This is a genomic window from Ensifer meliloti (assembly GCF_030064585.1).
GTDB lineage: Bacteria > Pseudomonadota > Alphaproteobacteria > Rhizobiales > Rhizobiaceae > Sinorhizobium > Sinorhizobium meliloti.
Window position 1 is genome coordinate 138,224 of sequence record NZ_CP120366.1, and the last position, 23,116, is coordinate 161,339.

Below are 23,116 nucleotides of genomic sequence, written 5' to 3' on the forward strand. Positions count from 1 at the left end.
GAACTGTCATTGGCGCAATCGGGAGGGTTCCGCTCCGTGGGCGGCGGCGATAGCGTGCATGCGCTGTGAGAGGTTCCCGCCTCCTCAGGCGGAGTTGCCGCTCCACCAATGCGAGCGCCGTACGGATGTCGACTGCGCGACCTCGCCGTATCGACGCACGCAATCCAGTCGCTGGAACGCCCTCAAGCGGCACGCGCCGGGCCGGCAGGAAAGATCCCCGACATGACCGTGAAGCCTTTGATCCGCTTGAGGCGATCGCACCAACGACGGATTGCCGGATAGTCCTGCCGGGGAATGCCCCCCTCTTCCGACAGCATGATGTAGGGGAAACAGGCGATGTCAGCGACGGTCGGGTGTGGGGCCGAGCAGATCCAGTCGCGCCCTTCCTGCTCGCCGAACCAGAGATGCTCGTCGAGGATGCGAAACAGCCTATGCGCACCGGCCCGAGCCGCCTCGACGTTCAGTTCGTAGAACAGGCCGTCATGGAGACGCGCGGCCGAAGCCGTGCCCGTGATCCCGTCCGCAAAGGCGAGCCACTGACTGATCTCGCCGAGCAGCGCCGGGTTGTCACGCGGATACCAGGTGCCGGAAGGATCATATTTGGAGCCGATGTAGACGAGGATCGCCTGCGCGTCGCGCAGCACCAGTCCGTCATCCTCGATCACCGGGAGTTGTCCAAGCGGATTGAGCTTCAGGAACCAATCCGACTTGTGTTCGCGGCCGGGATAGAAATCGACCGGTACCGTCTTGTACTCGATGCCGAGCATGCTCATCAGAAGTCTGAGCTTGTAGCAGTTGCCCGAGAGTTCGTAATCGTAGAGGGTGATCATCGGGCAGCTCCTAGAGATCGAGGACGAGGCGCGCGGATTTGGCGCGCGACACGCAGGTCATGATCTTGGTGCCGGACTTGCGCTCGGCGTCGTTCAAATAGACGTCCTGGTGATCGGGCTCACCCTCGATCACGGTCGCAAGACAGGTGCCGCAGGCACCCTGCTCGCAGGATGACGGCATGTCGATCCCGACTTCGCGCATCACATCGAGGATGGTCCTGCCGGCCGGCACCTTAAATGTCACGCAGGAGCGCGCCAGCGCCACCTCGAAGCTCGAACTGTCGTCTATCGTATTGGTGTTCTTGAAATACTCGAAATGAACCGCAGTTTCCGGCCAGCCGACCTCCGCAGCGATCCGGCGCGCCGCCTCGAGCATAGGCCCCGGACCGCAGAGATAGACATGCATGCCGGGCCGATACCCGGAAAGAATGTCCTTGAGCTTAGCTGCAGTCCCTTCCGGGTCGAGCCCGAGCTGGGGCTTCAGCGCCTCGCCGAGGAGAGCGGTCTTTTCCGGAAAGGCGAGCTGTGCCTGGTTCTGGGCGAAGTAGTGGAAGGCGAAGTCCAGGCTCTGGTTCTTAAGAGCCTGTGCCATGGCAATCAGCGGCGTGGCGCCGATGCCGCCGGCGACGAAAATCGTCTTCTCGGCATCGCGACGCAGCGGGAAATTGTTGCGCGGCTCCGAAATCGCCAGGACGTCGCCCTCGCGAAGCGTCTCATGCATGCATCGCGAGCCGCCCTTCGATTCCCGTTCCAGCTTGACGCCAATGACGTAGCTGTCGCTTTCGCCCGGGCCATTGGTGATCGAATATTGCCGGATCAGCCCGTTCGGCATGTGCACGTCGATATGGGCGCCGGGCTGGAAAGTCGGCAGCAGGCCCTTGATCGGGCGAAGCTCGAACGCCGCGATCCCGTCCGCGGCCATCCACTTTCGCGCGACCGTGACACGGATCGTCGCCTTGCGGCCGTGGGCGGTCATCTCCGGCAGCTCGGCCAGTTCCGGCGAAACGCGCTCGATCACCGGCTCGAGCGGCGCCGGCTGCGGTGCGGCTTGAGCCTCGCGCTCCACGATCTCGCGAAGCTTCGAAAGCCTTTCGTTGTGGTGGTGCAGGACGGTAAGCCGTTCGGCGCCGCGCGGCGAGCCATCGAGTACGCCGCGGATGACCGAACGGTTGGAGTCGACCGGCTGGACGAAGAACACGGCAAGCGTCTCGGCGCCCTCTTCGCGGGCCGTGAGCGCCACCGAGAAGCCGTCGCTCGCCTTTAGCGACATATCCGCCGCTCTGCCTTCGAGGCGGCCGTTCGGCTGGAAGCGGTAGCCTGTCAGAGCCGCCACCACGACATCGGCCGGCGCATTGACCGGAATGCCGCGAAGGGTGAGAAGATCGCCTTCGGCGAGGCCTGTAACTTCCGGCACGTCCCCTTGAGGCTCCTCCGCCGTCCAGACGAGGCCATAGCGCTCGACGCTCGCAAAGGTACGGTTGGTAATGGTGCGGGCCGGAGCGTCGGCCGGGTGCGCCGGAATATAGGTACAGCCGGCGGTGCGGTTGGAATAGCGCCAGCCATGATACTGGCACTTCAACTCACGGCCATCGTTGATGCCGATCGAAAGGCGGACGCCGCGGTGCAGACAGCGGTTCTCCCAGATATTGACGTAGCCGTCGTCGGCACGCCAGACGGCGAACTCGCGGCCGAGCAACTGGGCATGAAAGATGTGGCGGAACGGCAGATCATAGGATGCGGCAACGGGATGCCATCTGGTCTTGGCGGTATCGAGCATCGTTCTCTCCAGAATTCTGAAACGTCAGGTGGCGGCCGGGATGACCCCGTAGGTCACGCCCTTCTGGCTGAGCCAACGGCGGTAGGCGATCGCAGACTTGTCGGCGCGGATCGGCGTCTCGGCCCGCGGGTCGAGCGGCAGACGCTTCGGAAACTGGTTTTCCAGGATCGGCTTGTCCTGGCCGAAGATCGTTTGCTGGAAGCGTTTGATCACCTTGTCTTCGTTCTCTTCGTCGAGGACACAGAGCATCATATGCGCGCGGACATGCTCCTGATCGACCGGCTGAAGGAAAACGGCGATGACGTCGAGACGGCTCTCGTCGACGGGGCTGGATTTGTAAAGCACCGAGCAGTAGGGGTGCGGCACCCGATAGATGTACTCGACATCGGCGCCGCCGGTCGATGCGGTCGAGGCCATCGGCTGAAAGAAGCGACAGCGCGTGGCGACGATCTCATCGCGCTCGACCGAAAGCTCGACGTCGTACTCCTTGACCTCCGTGTGCGGTTCGGCTCCGAGAATGTCGGTGTGGACATAGGGGAAATGGCCCATGTCGAGGAAATTCTCGATCGCGCGCGGCGCCGAGACATTGACGCCGATGCTGGCAGCATTCAGTCTGCGACGGTCAGACTCCGCATATTCCGGAATCGCGAACAGCTCGGCCGGCGGCGTGCCCAGCGAGGTCCAGATATACCCGTAGGCCATCTTGACCGGAAGACCACCGTCGAGCGTATCGATATCGACCCGGCTGCCGGCAGGGAGCTCCGGGCGCGAATGCCAGGCGGCCGCCTTGCCTTCGCCGTCCGAGACATAGCTGATGCGTTCCTCGAGCAGCACCGTATCCTGAACCGTCCTCGCCGGCATCTCCTCCAGCGCCGCCAGCGGGTGCCAAAGATCGAGAACCACCTGGTCCTGGCATTTGGTTGGGCTCATGTCGTTCATCTCCGTGAATGGCGTCTGATCATAAGGCGGTTACATCCGGGCCGGGATCGCGCCGAAGGTGACCGCGCGATCGCGCAGCCATCGGCGGTAATAGACGGAAACGGCATCGGCTCGGATCGGGGTTTCGGCGCGCGGGTCAAGCGGCAGCCTTTTCGGCAGCTGATTTTCCAGGATCGGCTTGTCCTGGGCGAAGATCAATTGCATGAAGCTGCGGATCGAGGCCCCGCTGACGCCTTCCTTCAGGTAGCAGAGGAACGGATGGGCGATGCAGCGTTCCTCGTCAACCGGCTGCACGAAGAGCGTGATTACGTCGAGCCGCGCCTTATGAACAGGATTGCTCTTGTAAAGCGCCACCGTGTACGGACGGATCACCTTGTAGATGTAATCGACGACGAAGCCTTCCTTCGCTGTTGGCGATGCGACCGGCTGATAGAACTTGCATTCGGTCGCCACGACCTCGTCGGCGTCGGTAAGCTCGACCTTGTAGGGCGCGACCTCGGTGTGCGGTTCCTCACCGAGCCAGCCCGTGTGAATGAAAGGAAAGTGCCCCATGTCTAGGAAGTTCTCGACCGCGCGCAGCCCCGAGACGTTCACGGCGATCGATCCACCGGTCACGAGATAACGGTCCGCCTCGTTCGCCTCCGGCACGAAGACGATGTCGCGCTCGGGCTTGCCGAGACAAGCCCAGAGAAAACCGTAACGGCTGTCGGAATTCACCGGCTCGCCGCCATCGCTGCGAACCACCTGTCGGCGATAGCGCCCACCACAGTGGATGGTGAGATCAACACCGAGCAGGCGGGTGTGAAAGGGCGCGGTCGACGACAGGTTCGTCAGGTCCGCAACGACATGCCAGTCATTAAGAAGAACTCGATCGCTACAAAGGGCAGTTCTGCTCATCGCACCCTCCCTGGCTAGCACTTCCCGATGAACCTAGCTCCTTGATGAACTCATTGGAACCACAAGATTGGATACCAATCAATAAAAATTTGCATGGCAAAACGTGTTTTTTGATTGACAGCTTGATTTGATTGAATACCGATATGGAATTCGTAACGCCGGATATGTGGCCATGCAACATTCCGGTGCGACCGTCCCGCAGATTTTCTGCGGGAGATGGAGAGACCCGTCATGAGCAGCCGTTCGCAGGCGATTGCCGATATCCTGACCCGGGCGATCATCGATCACCGGCTCGTACCCGGATGCAAGCTCGGCGAGCGCGAACTTGCGGAAATCTTCGAGGTCAGCCGCATCGTCATCCGCCAGGCGCTGATCAGGCTTGCCGACGACGGGCTGGCGCAGATCGAGCGCAATCGCGGCGCCTTTGTCGCGCGCCCGAGCATGCAAGAGGCGATGGAGATATACGACGCGCTGACGCTCGTGGAACAGGGCGTCGCCGCCCAGCTCTGCGACCGGCTCGGGCCTGCCGGCTTCGCCGAGTTGCGCCAGCACGTGGAGCGGCAACGCCAGGCCGTCGCATCCGGCAACGACGCGCTTGCCGACGTTCTCGGCCAGGAGTTTCATACTCTCTTCGTTCGCCTCAGCCGAAACAAGATCATGCAGGAAATTCACGCGCAGCTCGTGCGGCGCACCACGCTCCTGCGCTCACTGATCTCCGCCGATTTCGACTATTGCAATCTGCTGGACGACCACCAGCGCGTGATCGATCTGCTCGAAAAGGGCCGGCTGAAGCCCGTCATGGAACTGATCGACACCCATCACCGCAGCGTCGTACGCGGTTATATCATGGATCGGCAAGTCTTTCCGGAGCTGACGCCGCGGGAGGCGCTTCAGCCCTATCTCGACGGCAAAGCCGACGAGGCGCCTAAGCCGGCGCCTCGCAGGAAAACGGGAGAAAGCGGCGGGACCGGCGCGGGTCGCCACGTTCACGCCACGAAATAGATCCGGCGGACACAAGCCGGAGAAACGACACGAACCGACAAAGGGGTACTGCCATGTTCAACCTGACCAGACGACAATTCCTTCGATATTCCGGCGCGACCGGTGCGGCACTCGGAACCGGAAGCCTTGCCAGCTTCGCGGGCGCAGAGGAGCCGCTCAAGATCGGCGTCGTCTATGTCTCGCCGATCGCCGAGATTGGCTGGACCAAACAGCACAGCCTGGGCGTCGACGCGATCAAGAAGGAATTCGGCGACAAAGTCGCCATAACGGTCATCGACAACATCTTCATGCCCCAGGATGCCGAGCGCGTCTTCCGCGAGCTCGCCGCCTCGGGAAATCAGCTGATTTTCGGGACCAGCTTCTCGCACGGCACGCCGATGCAGAAGGTGGCGCCGCGCTTCCCCAAGACGGCCTTCGAACACTGTTCGGGCATCGTGCACCGCGCAAACCTCGGCACCTTCGAGGCCAAATATTACGAGGGCACCTTCGTCGCGGGCGCTGCCGGCGGGCATATGAGCAAGTCCGGCAAGATCGGCTTCATCGGCGGCTTCCCGATCCCGGACATTGTCGGGCCGGCGAATGCGCTTCTTCTCGGCGCGCAGAGCGTCAATCCGGAGGTCACCTGCAACGCCATCTTCCTCAACTCCTGGTTCGACCCGGGCAAGGAGAAGGAAGCCGCCAATACGCTGCTGTCGCAAGGCTGCGACGTCATCTGTTCGATGACCGATACGGCAACCGGCGTACAGGTGGCCGGCGAAGGCGGCGCCTGGTCGATCGGCTACGCCAGCGACATGGCCAAGTTCGGCTCCGGCAAACAACTCACGGCCTTTACGCTCGACTGGTCCAGTGAGTATCTGCGTGCCGCAAAAGGCGTCGCGGAGGGCACCTGGAAGGCCGAGGCGCGTTGGGATGGGCTTGCCGCCGGCGTCGTCAAGATGGCCCCCTATAACGAGGCGATCCCTGCCGACATCCAGGCCAAATTGAAGCAGCTCGAAGCCGATATCGCAGCGGGCAAGATCCATCCCTATGCCGGCGAGTTCAAGGACCAGGACGGCAACACCAAGGTCGCTGCCGGGTCGGTTCTTTCGGATACCGACATCCGGGGGATGAACTGGTTCGTCAGGGGAATGATCGGCAAGCTCAGCTGAGCCGCGTCCTGAAATCGGCGTGCCGCGGCGGAATCCGCGCCGCGGACACGTCGTCGCCAACGCACAACCACGGCAGGAGCGGCCATGATCCCCCGCCTCGAACTGCGCAGCATTACCAAATGTTATCCCGGCACCGTCGCGAACGACGCCGTCTCGCTGTCGATCCTGCCGGGAGAGATACACGCCGTCCTCGGAGAGAACGGCGCCGGCAAATCGACGCTGATGAAGATCATCTATGGCGCAGTTCAAGCCGATTCGGGCGAGATCTATTGCGACGGCAGACGGATCGAAGCGCACAATCCCGCAATCTCGCGTTCGCTCGGGATCGAGATGGTCTACCAGCATTTCGCGCTCTTCGAATCCGTCTCGGTGGTCGAGAATATCGCCCTGGCGGTCAAAGGCACTTTCGACCTCGACCGCCTCGCGGCCGAGATCAAGACCCTCTCGGCACGCTACGGCATGCCGATCGACCCGCACCGCAGGGTGCACGATCTCTCCGTCGGCGAGCGGCAGCGCGTGGAGATCGTGCGATGCCTCCTGCAGTCACCCAAACTTCTGATCCTGGACGAGCCGACCTCGGTGCTTACGCCGCAAGCCGTGGTGAAGCTCTTCGAAACGCTTCGCCAACTGGCAAGCGAAGGTTGCAGCATCGTCTATATCAGCCACAAGCTCGATGAAGTGCAGGAACTTTGCGACACCGCCACGGTGCTGCGCAACGGCAAGGTGACCGGCACGGCAAAACCCAAGGAATCGACGTCGCTGGAGCTCGCCCGGATGATGGTCGGCTCGCAGCTTCCGCAAATGCATGTCAGTCCTTCAGCCCCGAGCGCCAAGCCGCTGCTGGAAGTTCGCGGGCTGTCCGCTCCCGCCCGGGACAAGTACGGCACCGAGCTGACGGATGTATCCCTCGAGGTGCATGGCGGCGAGATCGTCGGACTGGCCGGTGTGTCGGGCAATGGCCAGGCGGAGTTGATCGCGCTGTTGAGCGGCGAGCGGACCCATCCGCGTGCGGAGACGATCCTCATCGGCGGCAGACCGTCCGGCCATCTCAACGCCGGCGAACGGCGCAAGCTCGGCATGGCCTTCGTCCCGGAGGAACGCCTCGGCCGTGGCGCGGTTCCGCCCCATGCCCTATGGGAAAACGCAGTGCTGACGGCCCACCGGGCGGGCCTCGTGCGCAACGCTCTCGTCGACCGCAGGCGGGCCGGCGAGTTCGCGAGGCACATTATCGAGCGCTTCAAGGTGAAGGCGAATGGACCGCAAGCGAGCGCGCAAAGCCTCTCCGGCGGCAACCTGCAGAAATTCATCGTCGGCCGCGAACTCACCCTGGAGCCGAAGATTCTTCTCGTGTCCCAGCCGACCTGGGGCGTGGATGTCGGTGCAGCTGCCTTCATCCGCCAGACGCTCGTCGATCTAAGCCGCGGCGGCGCTGCGGTGCTCGTCGTATCGGAGGAGCTCGATGAACTGTTCGAGATTTGCGACCGTTTGCTGGTCATTTCCAACGGCCGCGTTTCCCCTCCATTGATCAGAAAGCAGACCAATCGCGAAGAGATCGGCTTGTTGATGACCCGGGTCGGCCATGGCGAAACGAGGAGAAGCGAAGTTGCGCTTGAGGATTGAACAACGGCAGGAACCATCCGCCCAGATGCGCATCGCCGCTCCGGTGATCGCCACCGCGCTGACCTTTCTCGCCGGATCCGTACTGTTTGCCGCGCTCGGCTATGATCCGCTGGCGACGCTGCACGCCTTTTTCCTGGCGCCCATCAATTCCACCAACGGCCTTTCGGAGTGGCTGCTCAAGGCTTCGCCTCTGATCCTGATCGCCTGCGGACTGGCGGTCGGATTCCGTGCCAACATCTGGAACATCGGCGCCGAGGGACAACTCATCATCGGCGCTATCGCAGCCTGTGGCGTCGGCCTTTTCTATCCCGATCCCGAAAGCCCGCTCCTCATTCCCCTGATGTTTCTCGCCGGCGCAGGAGCCGGCATGGCATGGGCAGCGATCCCGGCATTTCTCAGAGCCCGCATGAACACCAACGAGATCCTGGTCACGCTCATGCTGACCTATATCGCGACGCTGCTGCTGTCCTTTCTGGTGCACGGCCCGTGGCGCGATCCGGCGGGCTTCAACTATCCGCAAACGGCGCTCCTGCCCGCGGCGGCAATGTTCGAGCCTTTCGATTATTCCTACCGGCTCAATCCGTCGATCTTCATCACGGCCGTGGCGGTCGTGATGATGTGGCTCTTCACCGATCGCAGCTTTCTCGGCTACAAGATGTCGGTGAGCGGCGCCGCTCCGCTTGCGGCACGCTATGCGGGCTTTCGCGAGTCCTCCGCAGTCTGGACAGGGCTGCTTGCGGGTGGCGCTGCGGCAGGCATCGCCGGTATGGCGGAAGTGGCCGGCCCGCTCGGACAATTGTCGCCCCAGATCTCGCCCGGTTACGGATTTGCCGCCATCATCGTCGCCTTCATCGGACGGCTGAACGCCTTTGGCATCGTGCTCGGGGGGCTGCTGATGTCGCTCCTCTTCCTCGGCGGCGAAACCGTCCAGATGACCCTCGGCCTGCCGGCGGCGCTCACCCGCATCTTCCAGGGCATCCTCCTGTTCTTCCTGCTCGCTGCCGACTTCTTCATCTACTATCGTCTTCGTCTTCCGGAGCACGCCTGATGGATCTTTTCATTGCCATTTTCACCGGGACCATTATCGCCGCGACGCCATTGATATTCGCAGCCCTTGGCGAGCTCGTCGTCGAGAAGTCCGGCGTGCTCAACCTGGGACTCGAGGGCATGATGCTGATGGGGGCGGCCTTCGCCTTCTGGGCGGTGATCGCCGGCCTGCCGATGCCCGTGGCCATCGCCGCCGGCGCACTCGCCGGCGCCGCCACCTCGCTTCTCTTCGGGGTGCTGGCGCTGACGTTTCTGACAAACCAATATGCCGCCGGCCTGGCGCTCGCCATATTCGGGTCGGGGGTTTCGGCGTTTCTGGGCCGCGGGTTCGGCAGCGCGCCGATCGATGCGCTGAAGCGCGTCCATATCCCCTTCCTCTCCGATATCCCGGTGGTCGGGCCGATGTTCTTCCGCTTCGATCCGATGGTCTATCTGGCAATCGGGATGTTCGGCCTCATCACCTGGTTCCTCTACCGCACCAAGGGAGGCCTCATCTTGCGCACCATCGGCGAGTCGCCCGAGACGTCGCACGCGATCGGCTATCCTGTCATCAGGATCAGATATCTGGCGGTGCTTTTCGGTGGTCTGATGGCTGGCCTTGCCGGGGCATACCTGTCGGTCGCTTACACGCCGCTCTGGGTGGAAAACATGACGGCCGGCAAGGGCTGGATCTCGCTGGCACTCGTCGTCTTTGCGACATGGCGGCCGTTGCGCGTGCTGATCGGCGCCTGGCTGTTCGGCGGCATGACGATCCTGCAGCTGCAGGGCCAGGCTCTCGGCATCGCGGTCCCTTCGGAGCTGCTCTCGGCGCTTCCCTATCTCGCGACGATCATAGTTCTCGTGATCATCTCGCAAAATCGCCAATTGCTGACGCTGCACTTCCCGGCGTCGCTGGCAAAGCCATTCCGGGCGGCGAGCTAGCGTTCCAGGAAAGGTGGCGGTGATGCTGGAGCTTCCGCTCTCGGGTTATGGAAGCTCTATCTCACCCGCCACTACGTGATTGAGATCGGTGCCTTCCGCCGTCAGCGTCATGCGGACTTTCAACTTGTTGCCGTCGATCTGCCCCTTGCGCACCGTCTCCTCGATCTCTCGCTGCGACGTGACTCCGACTTCTTTCAGGAACTTGCGGATCGACATATTGAAGGCATCTTCGCTCATGGCAGGACTCCTCTGTCTCTGGAAGTGATTGTAGGAGAAGGGGCGTGAACAAGGAAGCAACGGCCGCGCGGATTGCTGAAAACCAGATCAGCCGCGAGGCCGCCTCCGCCATGTGGGGATCGGGTTCAGCATACCGCCGGCAGATGCTGTCGACGCCGGTTCCTTGCCCCCTCGTTGCAAGTGGAGCGTGACGGCTGTACCGTGAGGCTGACAGGTGCGCAGAACGCGCGCTGCTGCATGTTGCCTTAAGAACCTGGCCGAGCCAAGGATGAAGTCATGCAGCGATCCAGAGTGCCACATCGTGCTCTGCGCGTCCGACAACATGCGCGGGGCCGGGCAACGGACGCAAAGTCATGGAACTTATCGTCGCCCTCGGCGTGATCGTCTTCAAGGTCGCCTTGGTGATCGCGATCCTCCTGTTGCTGCCCCTGCCGCTGACGTGGTTGGAACGCAAAATCGCCGGGCACATGCAGCAGAGGATGGGACCGATGCGCGTTGGCTGGCACGGTCTCCTGCAGCCCGTGGCGGACGGGATCAAGCTCCTGACCAAAGAAGACCATATACCGGCAGACGCCGACCGCTTCCTGTTCAAACTGGCTCCGATCCTGGCGCTTGCCCCGCCTTTCGTGGTGTTTGCCGCAATCCCGTTCGGCGAAACCGTTTCGGTCCTCGGCAACGAGATCACGCTCTACATTTCCAACCTGAACGTAGCGCTGCTTTTCGTCTTCGCGGTGATCGGGCTCGAGGTCTATGGCGTCATCTTCGGCGGCTGGGCGGCAAACAGCAAATATGCGGTCCTTGGTTCTCTGCGGACCTGCGCGCAAATGATCAGCTACGAAATCCCGATGGGGTTCGCGGTCATCGGTGTCGTCATGCTGGCGCAATCCATGAGCCTGCTGGACATCGTGCGGGCGCAAACCGACGTCTGGAATGTCGTTTATCAGCCGATCGGATTTTTCGTGTTCTTCGTCGCGGGCCTTGCAGAAGCGCAGCGAATTCCTTTCGACCTTGCGGAAGCCGAAGGCGATCTGGGAGCCGGGTTCCACACCGAATATAGCGGCATTCGCTTCGCCTTGTTCATGGTCAGCGAATATGTCGTGATGGTGCTGGTGTCGGTCCTCACCGTGATCCTGTTCTTCGGCGGGTGGAACGGCGTGCTCATCCCGCTGCCGCCGCTCCTTTGGTTTTTGCTGAAGGTTGCCTTCTTCGTCTATTTGTTCATGTGGTTCCGCTTCACCTTCCCCCGTTACCGCTACGACCAACTGATGGCGATCGGATGGAAGGTCTTGCTTCCCCTGTCTTTGGCGAACATAATCATCAGCGGTGTTGTATTTTCTTGATGCATGCCGCCCCGGAAGCTCTGGGCACGGACATGCAAGACGACTCTCAGGAGCCGCAGCGAGGCGGCCATGTCGCGTGCACTGGACAAAGCTGGAAGATGGATCGGCTGGGCTTTCTTCGCCGATCTGGCGAAGGGTTTGACCTTGACCTTCGGCTACATGTTCTCCAGACCCGTTACCATGCAATATCCGGACAAGGAGAAGTGGCTGCCCTATTCGCGTTACCGAGGGCACCATTTCCTCAAACGTGACGCCGAGGGCGAGATCAAATGCGTCGCCTGCGAACTTTGCGCGCGCATCTGTCCCTGCGACTGCATCGAAGTGGTCCCCTACGAGGACGAGAAGGGCAACCGGCGCCCCGCCAAATTCGAGATCGACACGGCCCGCTGTCTCTTCTGTGGGCTCTGCGAGGACGCCTGCCCGGCGGACGCGATCGCTCTTGGCCAACAATACGAATTTTCGAGTTTCTCCTCGCGCGACTTGGTGATCGGCCGTGACGATCTGCTCGCCAAGCCGGGCAAGGCGATGACCGGCGGCGGTGTCGTCGCTGCGCGCCTGAACACCGAACGCGATGTTCTGGTCGAGACGAGCGAGCCGAGCGGGTACAATTGGTGGCGGAATATTCGACGAAAGTGAAGGCGCGCCGGGCGTCGCGCAAAGCAGGGACTGGAGGCTCAGATGCACATCTGCCAAATCCTGGGGAGCAAGTCTCCCGAAATCTTCTCGGTCACGCCGGATCAAACGATGGTGGAAGTATTGCGGCTGTTTCGCGACAAGAATATCGGCTTCGTCGTCGTCGGCCGTTCGCCAGGGGAATGCCTGGGCACACTCTCGGAGCGGGACTGCTGCCATGCCGTCGCCGAGTACGGCACCGAAGCACCCCTGATGCGGGTGGGAGAAATCATGAACCGCACTGTCGCGACCTGCTCGACGGAGGATTTCCTCCCATTCGTGATGTCGATCATGACCGAGCGGCGCACGCGCCATGTATTAGTCATGGACGGCAACGATGCCGTCGGCGTGGTCAGCATCGGCGACGTGGTCAAACACCGGCTCGAAGAAGCATTGCAGGCGGAGCGGGACATGCACGATTACATTTGCGGAGCCAACTATCGCTGACGAAATCGCCGGACGCAGATTGCCTGGGAGTCGACCCGATCAACAGCAAGGCTGCAGCATATACCCCCTCTGCCCGCCGATCCGGATGCAATCAGACCCGGTCGTCCTCCAGAGCAGGTTCTGCGCGCTTCGCACACTCTCGGATCTCCACCGGACATGGATACTCGCCCCGCCGCATCAGACTGTTGAGCCGCAGGGCGCGGTAGTTTTCGGGAACGAACACGAGCCCGTGCGGAAAGCGCCTGTTGACCTTGAGCTTCGCCGTCAGCTCGCCCCGGGCAGATCGCACGAGCACCTGATCGCCGTCCGAAAGGCTGAGACCAGCGGCATCCTGAGCGCTCATCTCGATAAAGGGGTCATCTGCGACCGAATTCAGGGTTTCCGAGCGCTCGGAAACATAGCCATTGTGGAACAGGCAGTTGCCGGTGATCAGCTGGAGCACGTCCGTCACCCCAGGTGCAGACAGAGAAGCGAAGAACCCGCTTGTCCAAGGCTTCGGGGCTGACGTGGTGAAGGCACCGTCGGCACCAAGCCCTTCCCAAGTCAAGCCTTCATAGGCGGGAACCAACCGGGTCATCTCCTCGAAGATGACGGTCTCGGTCGATGGCTGCAGCGGCTGCTCCCGAAGCGCCGCGATAAAGCCGAAGATCGCCAGATTGCTCCTGGCGTCAAAAGCCGGTTCGCGGAATTTGCGGAGCGCCTGGGTACGACCTTCATTGTTAGTGAACGTGCCGGATTCTTCGCCGTAACCGGCCGCGGGCAGCACGACGTCGGCCAGTCCGGCCGTATCGGTGAGAAACGCGTCCTGCACGATCAGAAGATTGGCGGCACCGAGTGCGCGCTCCACGAACTCCCGGTCGGGATAGGATATCAGCGGGTCGCTTCCGACCACATAGAGCACGCCCATCCCCCCCTTTTCGCAGAGTTCCAGCATCGCGTCGACATCGGCGCCCGGTTCGCGAGGGATCTCTGCGCCCCAGCTCCGTTCGAACTTCGTGCGTGTTGCCTCATCGGCGATGGGGCCCAGCCCCGGCAAAACTCCCGGCAGAACACCCATGTCCCAGGCGCCCATCTGATTGGCACGATCGAAGAGGAACTGCAGCGAGGGTTCCTTGCCGAGCAGGCGCAGGAGTTGCAGGAGATTGCCGAGCTGCTGCAGCGTCTCCCGCGCCAGCGGTGATCTCAGCAGATCGACGCTTACCAGGAGAGTGACGCTCCGACCTTCCTTGAGCGTTGAGACCAGACGGTCCAACGTGTCATTGGCGCCGGAACTGGCGATCGTCCCGCTGGTCTTCGCAAGAATGTCGTCTGGCAAGCCCTCATCGGTCACGGCCACGAGAGCAGCCACGACCGCGGCCAAGCTTTGAGCCTCGCCGCCGGGATGGGCGCGGAGGACTGCCCGGGCATCGGCGTCGAGCCGCGATGGCCGCGCCGAAAGCATGAGCAAGCGGGTATTCCGTCGCCGCGCGGCATCGCGCAGGAGGTATTCGGTGACCGGGTTCTCCTCCGTCACATTGCCGCCAATGATAAGAACGCAGTCCTTGCCGATCATCTGTTCGAGAGGGTCGCGGCTGTAAAAGCTTGCCACTATGGGGGCCAGAATGTCGAGAGGCGTGGACCAGCGCGACGAGCAGTCGACATTATTGGTGCGGAACACCGTTCGCATCAGCTTCTGGAACTGGTAGAGCACCTCGTTCGGCAGACGCGGCGAGATGAGCCCGCCGGCGGCCTTGCCCTCCGCTACCCCGAGGCGCTGGCGGAGAAAATCGCCCGCCTCCTCCCATGACACCGGCGTGAGCGCCCCATCGCGGCGGATCATCGGCCGCTTGATCCGATCCCGGCTCTCGATGAAGTCGAGGCCGAAGCGGCCGCGCACGCAAAGCGTTTCGCGGTTGACCCCATGCTCCCAGTCCGAGCGGACGCGCATGAACTCGCCTTTGCGCGCTCCGACAGTGAGCTGGCATCCGGTGCCGCAATGCGGGCAGATCGTGTCGGTCTCGGCGAGATCCCAGGGCCGTGCCTTGTAGCGATAGGGGAAACTCATCAGCGCACCGACCGGGCAGACCTCGACGCAATTGCCGCACTGGTCGCAGCTTGCAAGACTCCCCTCGAAACCGGTGACGGCGGTGTCCATGCCCTTATCGACCGTGCCTAGCGCCACCGCGCCCACGACCTCCTCGCACATGCGCACGCAGCGCTGGCACTGGATGCACCGGTTGACATTCATGATTATGACCGGGCTCAGACGGATGTCCTTCGAATGAAACACACGTTTTGGGTCGCGGAACCGGCTTTCGCCGGGTCCATACGCCATGACCATGTCCTGAAGCTCGCACTCGCCGCCCTTGTCGCAGATCGGGCAATCGAGCGGGTGATTGGCGAGCAGCATGTCGAGCATGGACGAGCGCGTTTCCTCAATTAGCGGCGTATTTGTCCGAACTACCATGCCGTCCGCTGCCACAGTGGCGCAAGCCGGCTGCAGCCGCCGCAGTCCCTCGATCTCCACCAGACACATGCGGCACGAGGCGAGTGGCGGCAGCCGCTTCCAATAGCAGAAGGTGGGGATCTCAATGCCCAGCCGCTCGGCGGCGGCGAGCACCGTGGAGCCAGCCTCGACCTCCAGCGATTGTTCGTCGATCGTAACCTTGACCATACTTCCTCCCAGACCGGCCCGGTGCCCCTCAGTGGAAAGGGCACCTCCGCTCTTCGATATGCGCGACGAACTCCTCGCGGAAATGCTTGAGCGCGGCTCGCAGTCCCATGGCCGCGCCGTCGCCCAGGGCACAAAACGTGTTGCCGAAAATGCCCTTGCAAAGCATCTCCAACTGCTCCAGGTCGCCGGTTTCACCCTCGCCTGCCTCGATGCGCCGCAGGACTTTCACAGTCCAGTCCAATCCTTCCCGGCATGGCGTGCACTTGCCGCAGGACTCATGGTGGAAGAACTCGATGATCCGCGTGGCGAGCTTGACCATGCAGGTCGAGTCGTCGATCACGACCACGCCTGCCGAGCCGAGCATCGAACCGGCGGCAGTGAGCGAGTCGAAATCCATGCCCACCTCAAGCTCGCCCTCCGGGATAACCGGCGCCGATACCCCACCGGGAATCACCGCCTTGACCTTTCGCCCCGGCAGGGGTCCGCCGGCGTGCTCCTCGACGAGCTCCCGCAGCGATATGCCCATCGGCAGCTCATAGAGGCCGGGTTTGCGAACCTGACCGCTGAGGCAGTAGAGTTTCGGGCCGGGGCTCCTGTCCGGCCCTATGCCGCGGAACCATGCCGATCCGCGCATCACGATATGCGGCACGCAGGCAAGCGTCTCGACATTGTTGATGACAGTGGGGCTGGCATAGAGCCCGGCCACGGCCGGAAACGGCGGCTTCAGTCGCGGCTGCGCCCGCTTGCCCTCGAGTGACTCGAGCATTGCGGTCTCCTCGCCGCAGATATAGGCGCCGGCACCGCGATGGATGTGGACCATGAAATTGAAGTCCGAGCCAAGAATGCCGATGCCCAGATAGCCGTTTTCATGTGCCTCGGCGATCGCCTGTTCCATGCGGCGTATAGCCGTCACATATTCTCCGCGAATGTAGACGTAAGCCGTCTCGGCTCCAATTGCATAGGCGCTGACCGCCAGCCCCTCGATGAGCTGATGCGGGTCACGCTCCATGATGATGCGGTCCTTGAAGGTGCCGGGTTCCCCTTCATCGGCATTGCAGCAGAGGTATTTCGGCTTGCCGGCCGCTTTCGGCACGAAGCTCCACTTCATGCCCGTCGGGAACCCGGCACCCCCGCGGCCGCGCAGGTTGGACTCCTTGACGAGCTCGACGATCTCGTCGGGCGTATATTCGCCGAGCGCCTTCCTGAGCGCCCGGTAGCCGCCGCCGGCCTCGTACGTCGACAGCAGATGACCGTCCGGCACATCGACATTCCTGAGCAGGACAGGCTCGAACATGGCTTACTCTCCTGGCGCCGCAGCAGCGCGCTCGACGCTCGTCACCCGCTCCGCCGCGCGGAAGCTCTCCAGCAGCGCATCGAGCCGCGCGGCATCAAGGTTGCCGTGGTAATCGTCGCCGACCTGCATAACCGGAGCCATTTCGCAGGCCCCGAGACATTCGACGGTCGAAAGCGTGAACGCACCGTCCGGCGTGGTCTCGCCCTTCCTGATCCCCAGTGTCGTTTCCAGATGCGTCAGCAGCGCCTCGGATCCGCACAGCATGCAGGAGACGTTGTCGCAGAGTTGCAGGTGGAACCTGCCGATCGGTTCGGTATGGAAGAGCGTGTAGAAGGTCGCCAGTTCATAGACCCAAACGCGCTCGACGCCGAGGATTTGGGCGACCTCTTCGAGAACCGGGCCGGGCAGATGACCGTGCTCCTTCTGCGCGATCATGAGCGCGGGCATGATCGCCGACCGCCGGTCGGGGTATCGTGCCGCCGCCGCCTCGATCTCTTCGCGCATCGTCATCGCGTCCGATCCTCCCTGCTACTTGTCCACCTCCGCCATCACCGGGTCGAGGCTGCCGAGCACCGCGATCATGTCGGCGAGGTAGCGTGCATTGGTGACGCCGAAGAGCGCCTGGAGATTGACGAAGGAAGGCGCCCTCACCTTCATGCGGAACGGCTTTGGCGATCCGTCGCTGATGATGTAGAAGCCGAGTTCCCCCTTGGGCGCCTCGATTACCGAATAGACCTCACCCGCGGGTACGTCGAAGCCATAGGCGGAGAGATCGAAATGCTGGATCAGGGCCTCCATCGAGCAATGCACGCGCTCTTTATCGACGGGGAAGGCGATCGTCGGAATATCGACCTGGAACGGCCCCTCCGGCATCTGCTCCATGCATTGTTCGATGAGGCGTATGCTCTCTCGCATCTCGTCGACTCGGCACAGCCAGCGCGCATAGCAATCGCCCTCCTCGCGGGTGATGACCTTGAAATCGAGCCGATCGTAGATCTCATAGGGTTCGTCGCGCCGGATGTCCCAGTCGACGCCGGAGGCACGCAGGTTCGGCCCGCTCAAGCCGAGGTCGATCGCGTCCGTTGCGGAGATCACGCCGACCCCTTGCGTACGGCTGAGAAACACCCGGTTGTTCTCTATCAGGCGCTCATAGTCGCGGATCCGGTTCGGGAATATCTCGCAGAACTCCCGGATCTTCGGAAGGAACCCGTCGGGCAGGTCCTCGCGCACTCCGCCGACGCGGCAGTAGGACGTGTGCATGCGCGCACCGGTGATCATTTCCAGGAGGTCCATGATCATTTCGCGCTCGCGCATGGCGTAAAGCAGCGCCGTCATGGCGCCCAGGTCCATAGGCAGCGCGCCGGTGATCAGGAGATGGCCGGAAATCCGTGCGAGTTCGGCCATCATGACGCGGATATATTGCGCCCGGATCGGGGCTTCTATGCCGAGCAGCTTCTCCACGGCGAGCGCGAAGGCGAGATTGTTCGAAGGCGGACAGAGATAGTCGAGCCGGTCGGTCAGCGGGAAGATCTGCGTATAGGTGAAGCTCTCCGCGAGCTTTTCTGTGCCACGGTGGAGATAGCCGATATGCGGGTCGACGCGCTCGACATATTCGCCGTCGAGTTGGAGCACGAGCCGCAGAACCCCGTGGGTGCTCGGGTGCTGCGGACCGAGATTGAGAAGCACCTCCTTGGTATTGAGCGCTTCGCCTTCCGGCCTCATGAGCTCGGTGACTTCGGTCATCTCAACTCTCCGGCGTCTAGCGGCCTCCTTGGGGTATATCGTTAGTGGCGAGGTCCGGCTGCGTCGGCGGCGGCCCCTCGGCACCGAAGGGGTTCAGCTTGTCCTTGTAGCCCCTCAAGGGGAAATCCTTCCGTTGCGGAAAGCCCTCGAAACCTTCCCACATGTAGATGCGGCGCAGATCGGGATGCCCCTCGAAGCGGATGCCGTACATATCCCAGGCCTCGCGCTCATGCCAGTTGGCGGTTCGCCAGACTCCCGTCACAGTGGGAACATGCGGCGGCTCGCCGAGCCGGCACTTGATGCGAACACGCCATTTGTTCTTCAGCGAATAGAGGTGGTAAACCGTCTCGAAGCGCGGCGTCTCGGGATAGTGATCGACGCCGCATATGTCCGAGAGGAAATCGAACTCAAGCGCCGGGTGTTCTTTCAGGAACCGACAGAACTCGACGATCTGCTCCGGTGGGACGGCAAAGGCGTAAATACCATGCGCAGCGCCGAGATTCTCGACCGCTCCCCCGAAGCTCCCAATGATCGCCGTGAGATGGACGGGCCGCTCCCCGGTCATGATGCTATAACCCGTCCCAGGGGCGTCCCGGTAAGTGCGCGGGACATCTTGATCTTCTCCTGAAGCAGGAGAAAACCGTGCATCAGCGCCTCCGGCCGCGGCGGACAGCCGGGCACATGCACGTCGACGGGGACGAAGGTTTCCGATCCCTGCACCACGGCATAGGTGTTGTAGACTCCGCCCGAAATCGCGCAGGTCCCCATCGCAATCACCCAACGCGGTTCCGGCATCTGGTCGTAAAGCCGCCGCACGACGGGCGCGAATTTCCGCGTGACTGTGCCGGCAATGATCATCACATCGGACTGCCGCGGAGAAGGCCGGAACACCACGCCGAACCGGTCGAGGTCGTAGCGCGCGCAACCGGCCGAGATCATTTCGATGGCGCAGCAGGCAATGCCGAAGGTTTCGGGCCACAGGGCCGACCTCCGGCTCCAACTGATGATGCTGTCGGCCGTGGTGAACAGTACGCTGTCGCGAATCGCGTCGTTTACTCCTGCCATTCCAGCGCCCCCTTCAGCCAGGCATAGGCGAAGCCCACAAGTAGCAGCAACATGAAGACGAACATCTCGATATAGCCGACGAAGCCGATCTCCTTCAGGACGACCGCCCAGGGAAAGAGGAACATCGCTTCGACATCGAAGACCACGAGGAGGATAGCGAGGATAAAGAACGGAACCCGGAAGCGCCCGCCTGCGGCCTCGCCCGCCGCTTCCATACCGCATTCGTAAGGGGCGTTCTTCTCGGGATAGGGATTGGACGGACGCAACAGCGATGAGACGAAAAGCGTCGCCGCCGCCACCAGGACTATCCCGGTAACCATAAACAGAACCGGCAGGAACTCCATTGCCGTCATAGCGTTGGCCTTGGCCAACCAGCGGCTTTTCTCAGCCGCGATCGGCCCCTTCGGAACCGGGGATGCCGGCGCCTCGATAGGCGGCCTGGGCAATCCTTTTCCTCCAAGGCGAGTCTATGCCGTCGGGCGGATCAATGCAAATCCAATTGATTAGTAATGCATGATCCGAATCGGCCCGCCTGTAGCAAACGACGATACAGCAGCGAAAACCCGCCTTACCCGCCGAAAGCCGACTGTTGAGCAAGCCTCAGGAACCACGCCGGAAACAGGCCAATGCCGATGGTGCCGGCGGCGGTGAAGGCGAGCGTGGCGCTGACGAGCGGCGTCAACGCAGGTTCGAACGCCCTTTCCGGCTCGCGCATGTAGATCACCATCACGATGCGGATATAGAAATAGGCGGAGACGACGCTGAGCAGGACTGCGATCACCGCCAGCGCGACGAAACCGCGCTCGACCAGCGCGACCAGCACATAGAACTTGGCGAAGAACCCGGCCGTCGGCGGGATGCCGGCGAGCGAGAAGAGATAAAGGAGCATCAGAAGCGCGAGTCCGGGATGGAACTTGGCGAAACCCGCGTAGTCTTCGATGACTTCGCCGGAAAAGTCGCCGTTCCGCATCATGATCACCGCGCCGAAAATGCCGAGATTCATGAAAGTGTAGATGAGCAGATAGAGCATCACGCTGGCAATCCCGTCCTGGCCGCCGGCCACCACACCGAAAATAGCGAATCCGGCATGGGCGATGCTGGAATAGGCGAGCAGGCGCTTGAAATTATCCTGCACCAGCGCCACGAAACTGCCGAGCGCCATCGTTGCCACCGCAATGGCCGCGACGATGATCCAGGCGTTCGAGGCTTCGACAAGCGGATTGAGAAACACCCTGAGGATCACCGCGAACGCGGCCGCCTTGGGCGCGACCGACATGAAGGCAGTGATCGTCGTCGGCGCGCCTTCATAGACGTCCGGCACCCACATATGGAACGGCACGGCGCCGATCTTGAAGACGAGCCCCGCAACGATGAAAACGACCGCCAGCAGCAGGGCGGGATCGAGCGGACCGCCGCTCACCGCCTCAGCCATCCGGTCCAGCTGGGTCGTACCGGTGAGCCCGTAGATGAGCGAGACTCCATAAAGGAAAATCGCCGTCGAGACCGCGCCGAGGATCACATATTTCAACGCCGCCTCGTTCGACCGCCGCTCTTTGCGCAGGAAGCCTGTCAGCACATAGGTGCAGAGCACCATCAACTCGAGACCCACATAGATCGACAGGAGGTCGATCGCCGAGGCCATGATCATCATTCCCACAAGGGCAAAGAGCAGCAGGACATAATATTCGCTCCTGCCGATCCCCTCTATCTCGGCGTATTTCCGCGACAGGAAGAAGGTCAGGATGGTCGCCAGATAAAACACCAACTTGAAGAAGACGGCGAAGCGGTCGGAAATGAACATGCCCGCATAGGCTGGCCGCATCTCGCCTGCCAGCATGAGCGTGGCTACCGCGGCGAGGAGCACGATCGCTACTGAAGCCCACAGGAGCAGTTCGTCGCGTCCCTTGCGCACAAGCTCTCCGACAATCAGCAGGACGCAGGCACCGGTGACCACGATGATCTCGGGGACGCTCGCCAGGGCCCATTGGAGAAGCGCGGCAGCAGTCATTGACCACTCCCTTCACCGTGTACCTGCACCAGCAGATTTCGCACCGACGCATCGATGATCCCGAGGAACGGTCGCGGATAGAGCCCGACCCAGAGCACGAAGATGGCGAGCGGCAGGATGGCGGCCATCTCGCGGCCGTTCACGTCATGTATCTCATACTTGGCACTCACACTCGGCGGACCAAGCGCCACTTTCCCGTACATGCCGAGCAGGTAGGCCGCACTCAGCAGCGCACCCACTACGGCCGCGGCGCCCGCGGCGAGGTTTGCCGCAAACCCGCCTGACAGCACCAGCAGTTCGCCGACGAAAGCGTTCGTCCCCGGCAGCGCCATCGAAGACAGGGTGAAGAGCGCAAGAAAGGCGGTATAGACGGGCGCCGCCTTCATCAGCCCGCCGTAATTCGCGATGCTGCGGGTATGCGTGCGCTCGTAGATCAGGCCCACGAACAGGAACAATGCGCCCGTCGTTATCCCGTGATTGAACATCTGCAGGATGCTGCCCTCCAGCCCGCGCAGATTCAGCGCGAAAATCCCGAGCGTCACGAATCCCATATGGCTGATGCTGGAATAGGCCACCAGCTTTTTCAGGTCGTCCTGGGCCAGAGCCAGCAGGCCGCCATAAACGATCGCAAGAGCCGAAAGCGCGAGCATGAGCGTCGAATAATAGAGCGATGCTTCCGGCAGCATCGGCAGCGAGAAGCGCAGGAATCCGTAAGCACCCATCTTCAGGAGCACGCCCGCGAGAATGATGCTGCCCGCAGTCGGCGCCTGCACATGGGCGTCCGGTAGCCACGTGTGCACCGGCACCATCGGCACCTTGACAGCGAAGGCCACCAGGAAGGCGAAGAACAGCCAGGACTGGACGCCGAAGGGCAGATCCTGCCCCGTCAGGGCGAGTATGTCGAAGGTCTCGCCCCCCTGGAAATAGAGCACGATGACGCCGATCAGGAAGAGGATGCTGCCGGCCAGGGTGTAGAGGAAGAACTTGAACGCGGCATAGATCCGGCCTTCGCCGCCCCAGACGCCGATGATCAGATACATCGGAATCAGCATCGCCTCCCAGAAGACGTAGAACAGGAACAGGTCGAGCGCGCAGAAGACACCGAGCATCAGCGCCTGCATGACCAGCAGGCTGACCATGAACTCCTTCACCTTGCGGTCGATCGCCACCCAGGAAGCGAGCACGGAGATCAAGCTCAACAGCGCCGTCAGGAACAGGAAGAGCGCGCTGATGCCGTCGACGCCGAGCGCATAGGTGATCCCGAGCGCGGGCACCCAGGGACGGCTCTCGGTGAACTGCATTTCGTGGGTCGTCGTATCGAAGCCGGCCAGCATCACGATGCAGAGAGCGAGATCGACAATACCGAAACCGAGGGCAGTCCACCGCACCGCATCGTCGCTGCGCATGAACATCAGAACGGCCGCCCCGGCGACGGGCACGAAGACGATGAGGCTCAGCAGCGGGATCGACATCGCG

The 23,116-nt window shown here is 62.3% G+C and carries 23 protein-coding genes; 9 read left to right on the plus strand and 14 right to left on the minus strand.

Going from position 1 to position 23,116, the window contains the following annotated elements:
- Positions 1-182: 182 nt before the first annotated feature.
- From PZL22_RS25065 to PZL22_RS25080, 4 genes are read right to left on the minus strand one after another with little or no spacing between them, the layout of a single operon-like run.
- Positions 183-830: a glutathione S-transferase family protein gene (locus PZL22_RS25065; RefSeq protein WP_127621586.1), complete on the minus strand. Its 648-nt coding sequence runs from the start codon at positions 828-830 to the stop codon at positions 183-185.
- Between the two features lie 10 nt (positions 831-840).
- On the minus strand, positions 841-2,607 hold the full coding sequence (locus PZL22_RS25070; RefSeq protein ID WP_028003364.1) for a Rieske 2Fe-2S domain-containing protein: 1,767 nt from the start codon (positions 2,605-2,607) through the stop codon (positions 841-843).
- A 24-nt stretch (positions 2,608-2,631) separates the two neighbouring features.
- On the minus strand, positions 2,632-3,537 hold the full coding sequence (locus PZL22_RS25075; protein ID WP_013845532.1) for an aromatic ring-hydroxylating oxygenase subunit alpha: 906 nt from the start codon (positions 3,535-3,537) through the stop codon (positions 2,632-2,634).
- 39 nt (positions 3,538-3,576) lie between these two features.
- On the minus strand, positions 3,577-4,443 hold the full coding sequence (locus PZL22_RS25080) for an aromatic ring-hydroxylating oxygenase subunit alpha (protein WP_127621584.1): 867 nt from the start codon (positions 4,441-4,443) through the stop codon (positions 3,577-3,579).
- Positions 4,444-4,674: 231 nt separating this feature from the next.
- Here PZL22_RS25080 and PZL22_RS25085 point away from each other — a divergent pair, with 231 nt between their 5' ends.
- The 5 genes from PZL22_RS25085 (at position 4,675) to PZL22_RS25105 (ending at position 10,181) form a co-directional block, all read left to right on the plus strand.
- Positions 4,675-5,445 (plus strand): GntR family transcriptional regulator, encoded by a 771-nt coding sequence (locus tag PZL22_RS25085; RefSeq protein ID WP_284718764.1) that lies wholly within the window; start codon positions 4,675-4,677, stop codon positions 5,443-5,445.
- 53 nt (positions 5,446-5,498) lie between these two features.
- Entirely contained in the window at positions 5,499-6,593 is a 1,095-nt protein-coding gene (locus tag PZL22_RS25090) for a BMP family ABC transporter substrate-binding protein (RefSeq protein WP_127621583.1), read from the plus strand.
- Between the two features lie 84 nt (positions 6,594-6,677).
- A complete protein-coding gene (locus tag PZL22_RS25095) occupies positions 6,678-8,213 on the plus strand; it encodes an ABC transporter ATP-binding protein (RefSeq protein ID WP_127589034.1) in 1,536 nt (511 codons plus the stop codon).
- On the plus strand, positions 8,197-9,261 hold the full coding sequence (locus tag PZL22_RS25100; RefSeq protein WP_201268638.1) for an ABC transporter permease: 1,065 nt from the start codon (positions 8,197-8,199) through the stop codon (positions 9,259-9,261). The genes PZL22_RS25095 and PZL22_RS25100 overlap by 17 nt, the downstream gene beginning before the upstream one ends.
- Positions 9,261-10,181, plus strand: a complete 921-nt coding sequence (locus tag PZL22_RS25105) for an ABC transporter permease (RefSeq protein WP_003526980.1) — start codon at positions 9,261-9,263, stop codon at positions 10,179-10,181. The genes PZL22_RS25100 and PZL22_RS25105 overlap by 1 nt, the downstream gene beginning before the upstream one ends.
- Before the next feature lie 45 nt (positions 10,182-10,226).
- Here PZL22_RS25105 and PZL22_RS25110 read toward each other — a convergent pair whose 3' ends face one another.
- Positions 10,227-10,418 carry a DUF6494 family protein gene (locus tag PZL22_RS25110; RefSeq protein ID WP_003526979.1) on the minus strand — a complete coding sequence of 64 codons (192 nt, stop codon included), beginning with the start codon at positions 10,416-10,418 and terminating at the stop codon, positions 10,227-10,229.
- A 44-nt stretch (positions 10,419-10,462) separates the two neighbouring features.
- Here PZL22_RS25110 and PZL22_RS25115 point away from each other — a divergent pair, with 44 nt between their 5' ends.
- From PZL22_RS25115 to PZL22_RS25130, 4 genes are all read left to right on the plus strand, one after another.
- Positions 10,463-10,609 (plus strand): hypothetical protein, encoded by a 147-nt coding sequence (locus PZL22_RS25115; protein WP_164839297.1) that lies wholly within the window; start codon positions 10,463-10,465, stop codon positions 10,607-10,609.
- Positions 10,610-10,771: 162 nt separating this feature from the next.
- Positions 10,772-11,758 (plus strand): NADH-quinone oxidoreductase subunit NuoH, encoded by a 987-nt coding sequence (nuoH, locus tag PZL22_RS25120; protein ID WP_284718765.1) that lies wholly within the window; start codon positions 10,772-10,774, stop codon positions 11,756-11,758.
- A gap of 69 nt (positions 11,759-11,827) precedes the next feature.
- Complete coding sequence (locus PZL22_RS25125; RefSeq protein WP_127621581.1) at positions 11,828-12,394, plus strand: NADH-quinone oxidoreductase subunit I; 567 nt, start codon at positions 11,828-11,830, stop codon at positions 12,392-12,394.
- Positions 12,395-12,436: 42 nt separating this feature from the next.
- A complete protein-coding gene (locus PZL22_RS25130) occupies positions 12,437-12,877 on the plus strand; it encodes a CBS domain-containing protein (protein WP_017270348.1) in 441 nt (146 codons plus the stop codon).
- 91 nt (positions 12,878-12,968) lie between these two features.
- Here PZL22_RS25130 and nuoG read toward each other — a convergent pair whose 3' ends face one another.
- The 9 genes from nuoG to PZL22_RS25175 all read right to left on the minus strand — a co-directional run bounded on the left by nuoG (position 12,969) and on the right by PZL22_RS25175 (position 23,112).
- Positions 12,969-15,530: an NADH-quinone oxidoreductase subunit NuoG gene (gene nuoG, locus PZL22_RS25135; protein ID WP_127621580.1), complete on the minus strand. Its 2,562-nt coding sequence runs from the start codon at positions 15,528-15,530 to the stop codon at positions 12,969-12,971.
- A gap of 28 nt (positions 15,531-15,558) precedes the next feature.
- Entirely contained in the window at positions 15,559-16,824 is a 1,266-nt protein-coding gene (gene nuoF, locus PZL22_RS25140) for an NADH-quinone oxidoreductase subunit NuoF (protein ID WP_127621579.1), read from the minus strand.
- A 3-nt stretch (positions 16,825-16,827) separates the two neighbouring features.
- Entirely contained in the window at positions 16,828-17,334 is a 507-nt protein-coding gene (nuoE, locus tag PZL22_RS25145; protein WP_010967798.1) for an NADH-quinone oxidoreductase subunit NuoE, read from the minus strand.
- An 18-nt stretch (positions 17,335-17,352) separates the two neighbouring features.
- Entirely contained in the window at positions 17,353-18,567 is a 1,215-nt protein-coding gene (gene nuoD, locus PZL22_RS25150; RefSeq protein WP_088198269.1) for an NADH dehydrogenase (quinone) subunit D, read from the minus strand.
- A gap of 16 nt (positions 18,568-18,583) precedes the next feature.
- Positions 18,584-19,132, minus strand: a complete 549-nt coding sequence (locus tag PZL22_RS25155; RefSeq protein WP_010967800.1) for an NADH-quinone oxidoreductase subunit C — start codon at positions 19,130-19,132, stop codon at positions 18,584-18,586.
- A complete protein-coding gene (gene nuoB, locus PZL22_RS25160; RefSeq protein WP_088198270.1) occupies positions 19,129-19,632 on the minus strand; it encodes an NADH-quinone oxidoreductase subunit NuoB in 504 nt (167 codons plus the stop codon). The genes PZL22_RS25155 and nuoB overlap by 4 nt, the downstream gene beginning before the upstream one ends.
- Positions 19,620-19,985, minus strand: a complete 366-nt coding sequence (locus PZL22_RS25165; RefSeq protein WP_010967802.1) for an NADH-quinone oxidoreductase subunit A — start codon at positions 19,983-19,985, stop codon at positions 19,620-19,622. The genes nuoB and PZL22_RS25165 overlap by 13 nt, the downstream gene beginning before the upstream one ends.
- Before the next feature lie 215 nt (positions 19,986-20,200).
- A complete protein-coding gene (locus PZL22_RS25170) occupies positions 20,201-21,640 on the minus strand; it encodes an NADH-quinone oxidoreductase subunit N (protein ID WP_127622150.1) in 1,440 nt (479 codons plus the stop codon).
- On the minus strand, positions 21,637-23,112 hold the full coding sequence (locus PZL22_RS25175) for an NADH-quinone oxidoreductase subunit M (protein WP_127622149.1): 1,476 nt from the start codon (positions 23,110-23,112) through the stop codon (positions 21,637-21,639). The genes PZL22_RS25170 and PZL22_RS25175 overlap by 4 nt, the downstream gene beginning before the upstream one ends.
- Between the last annotated feature and the right edge of the window lie 4 nt (positions 23,113-23,116).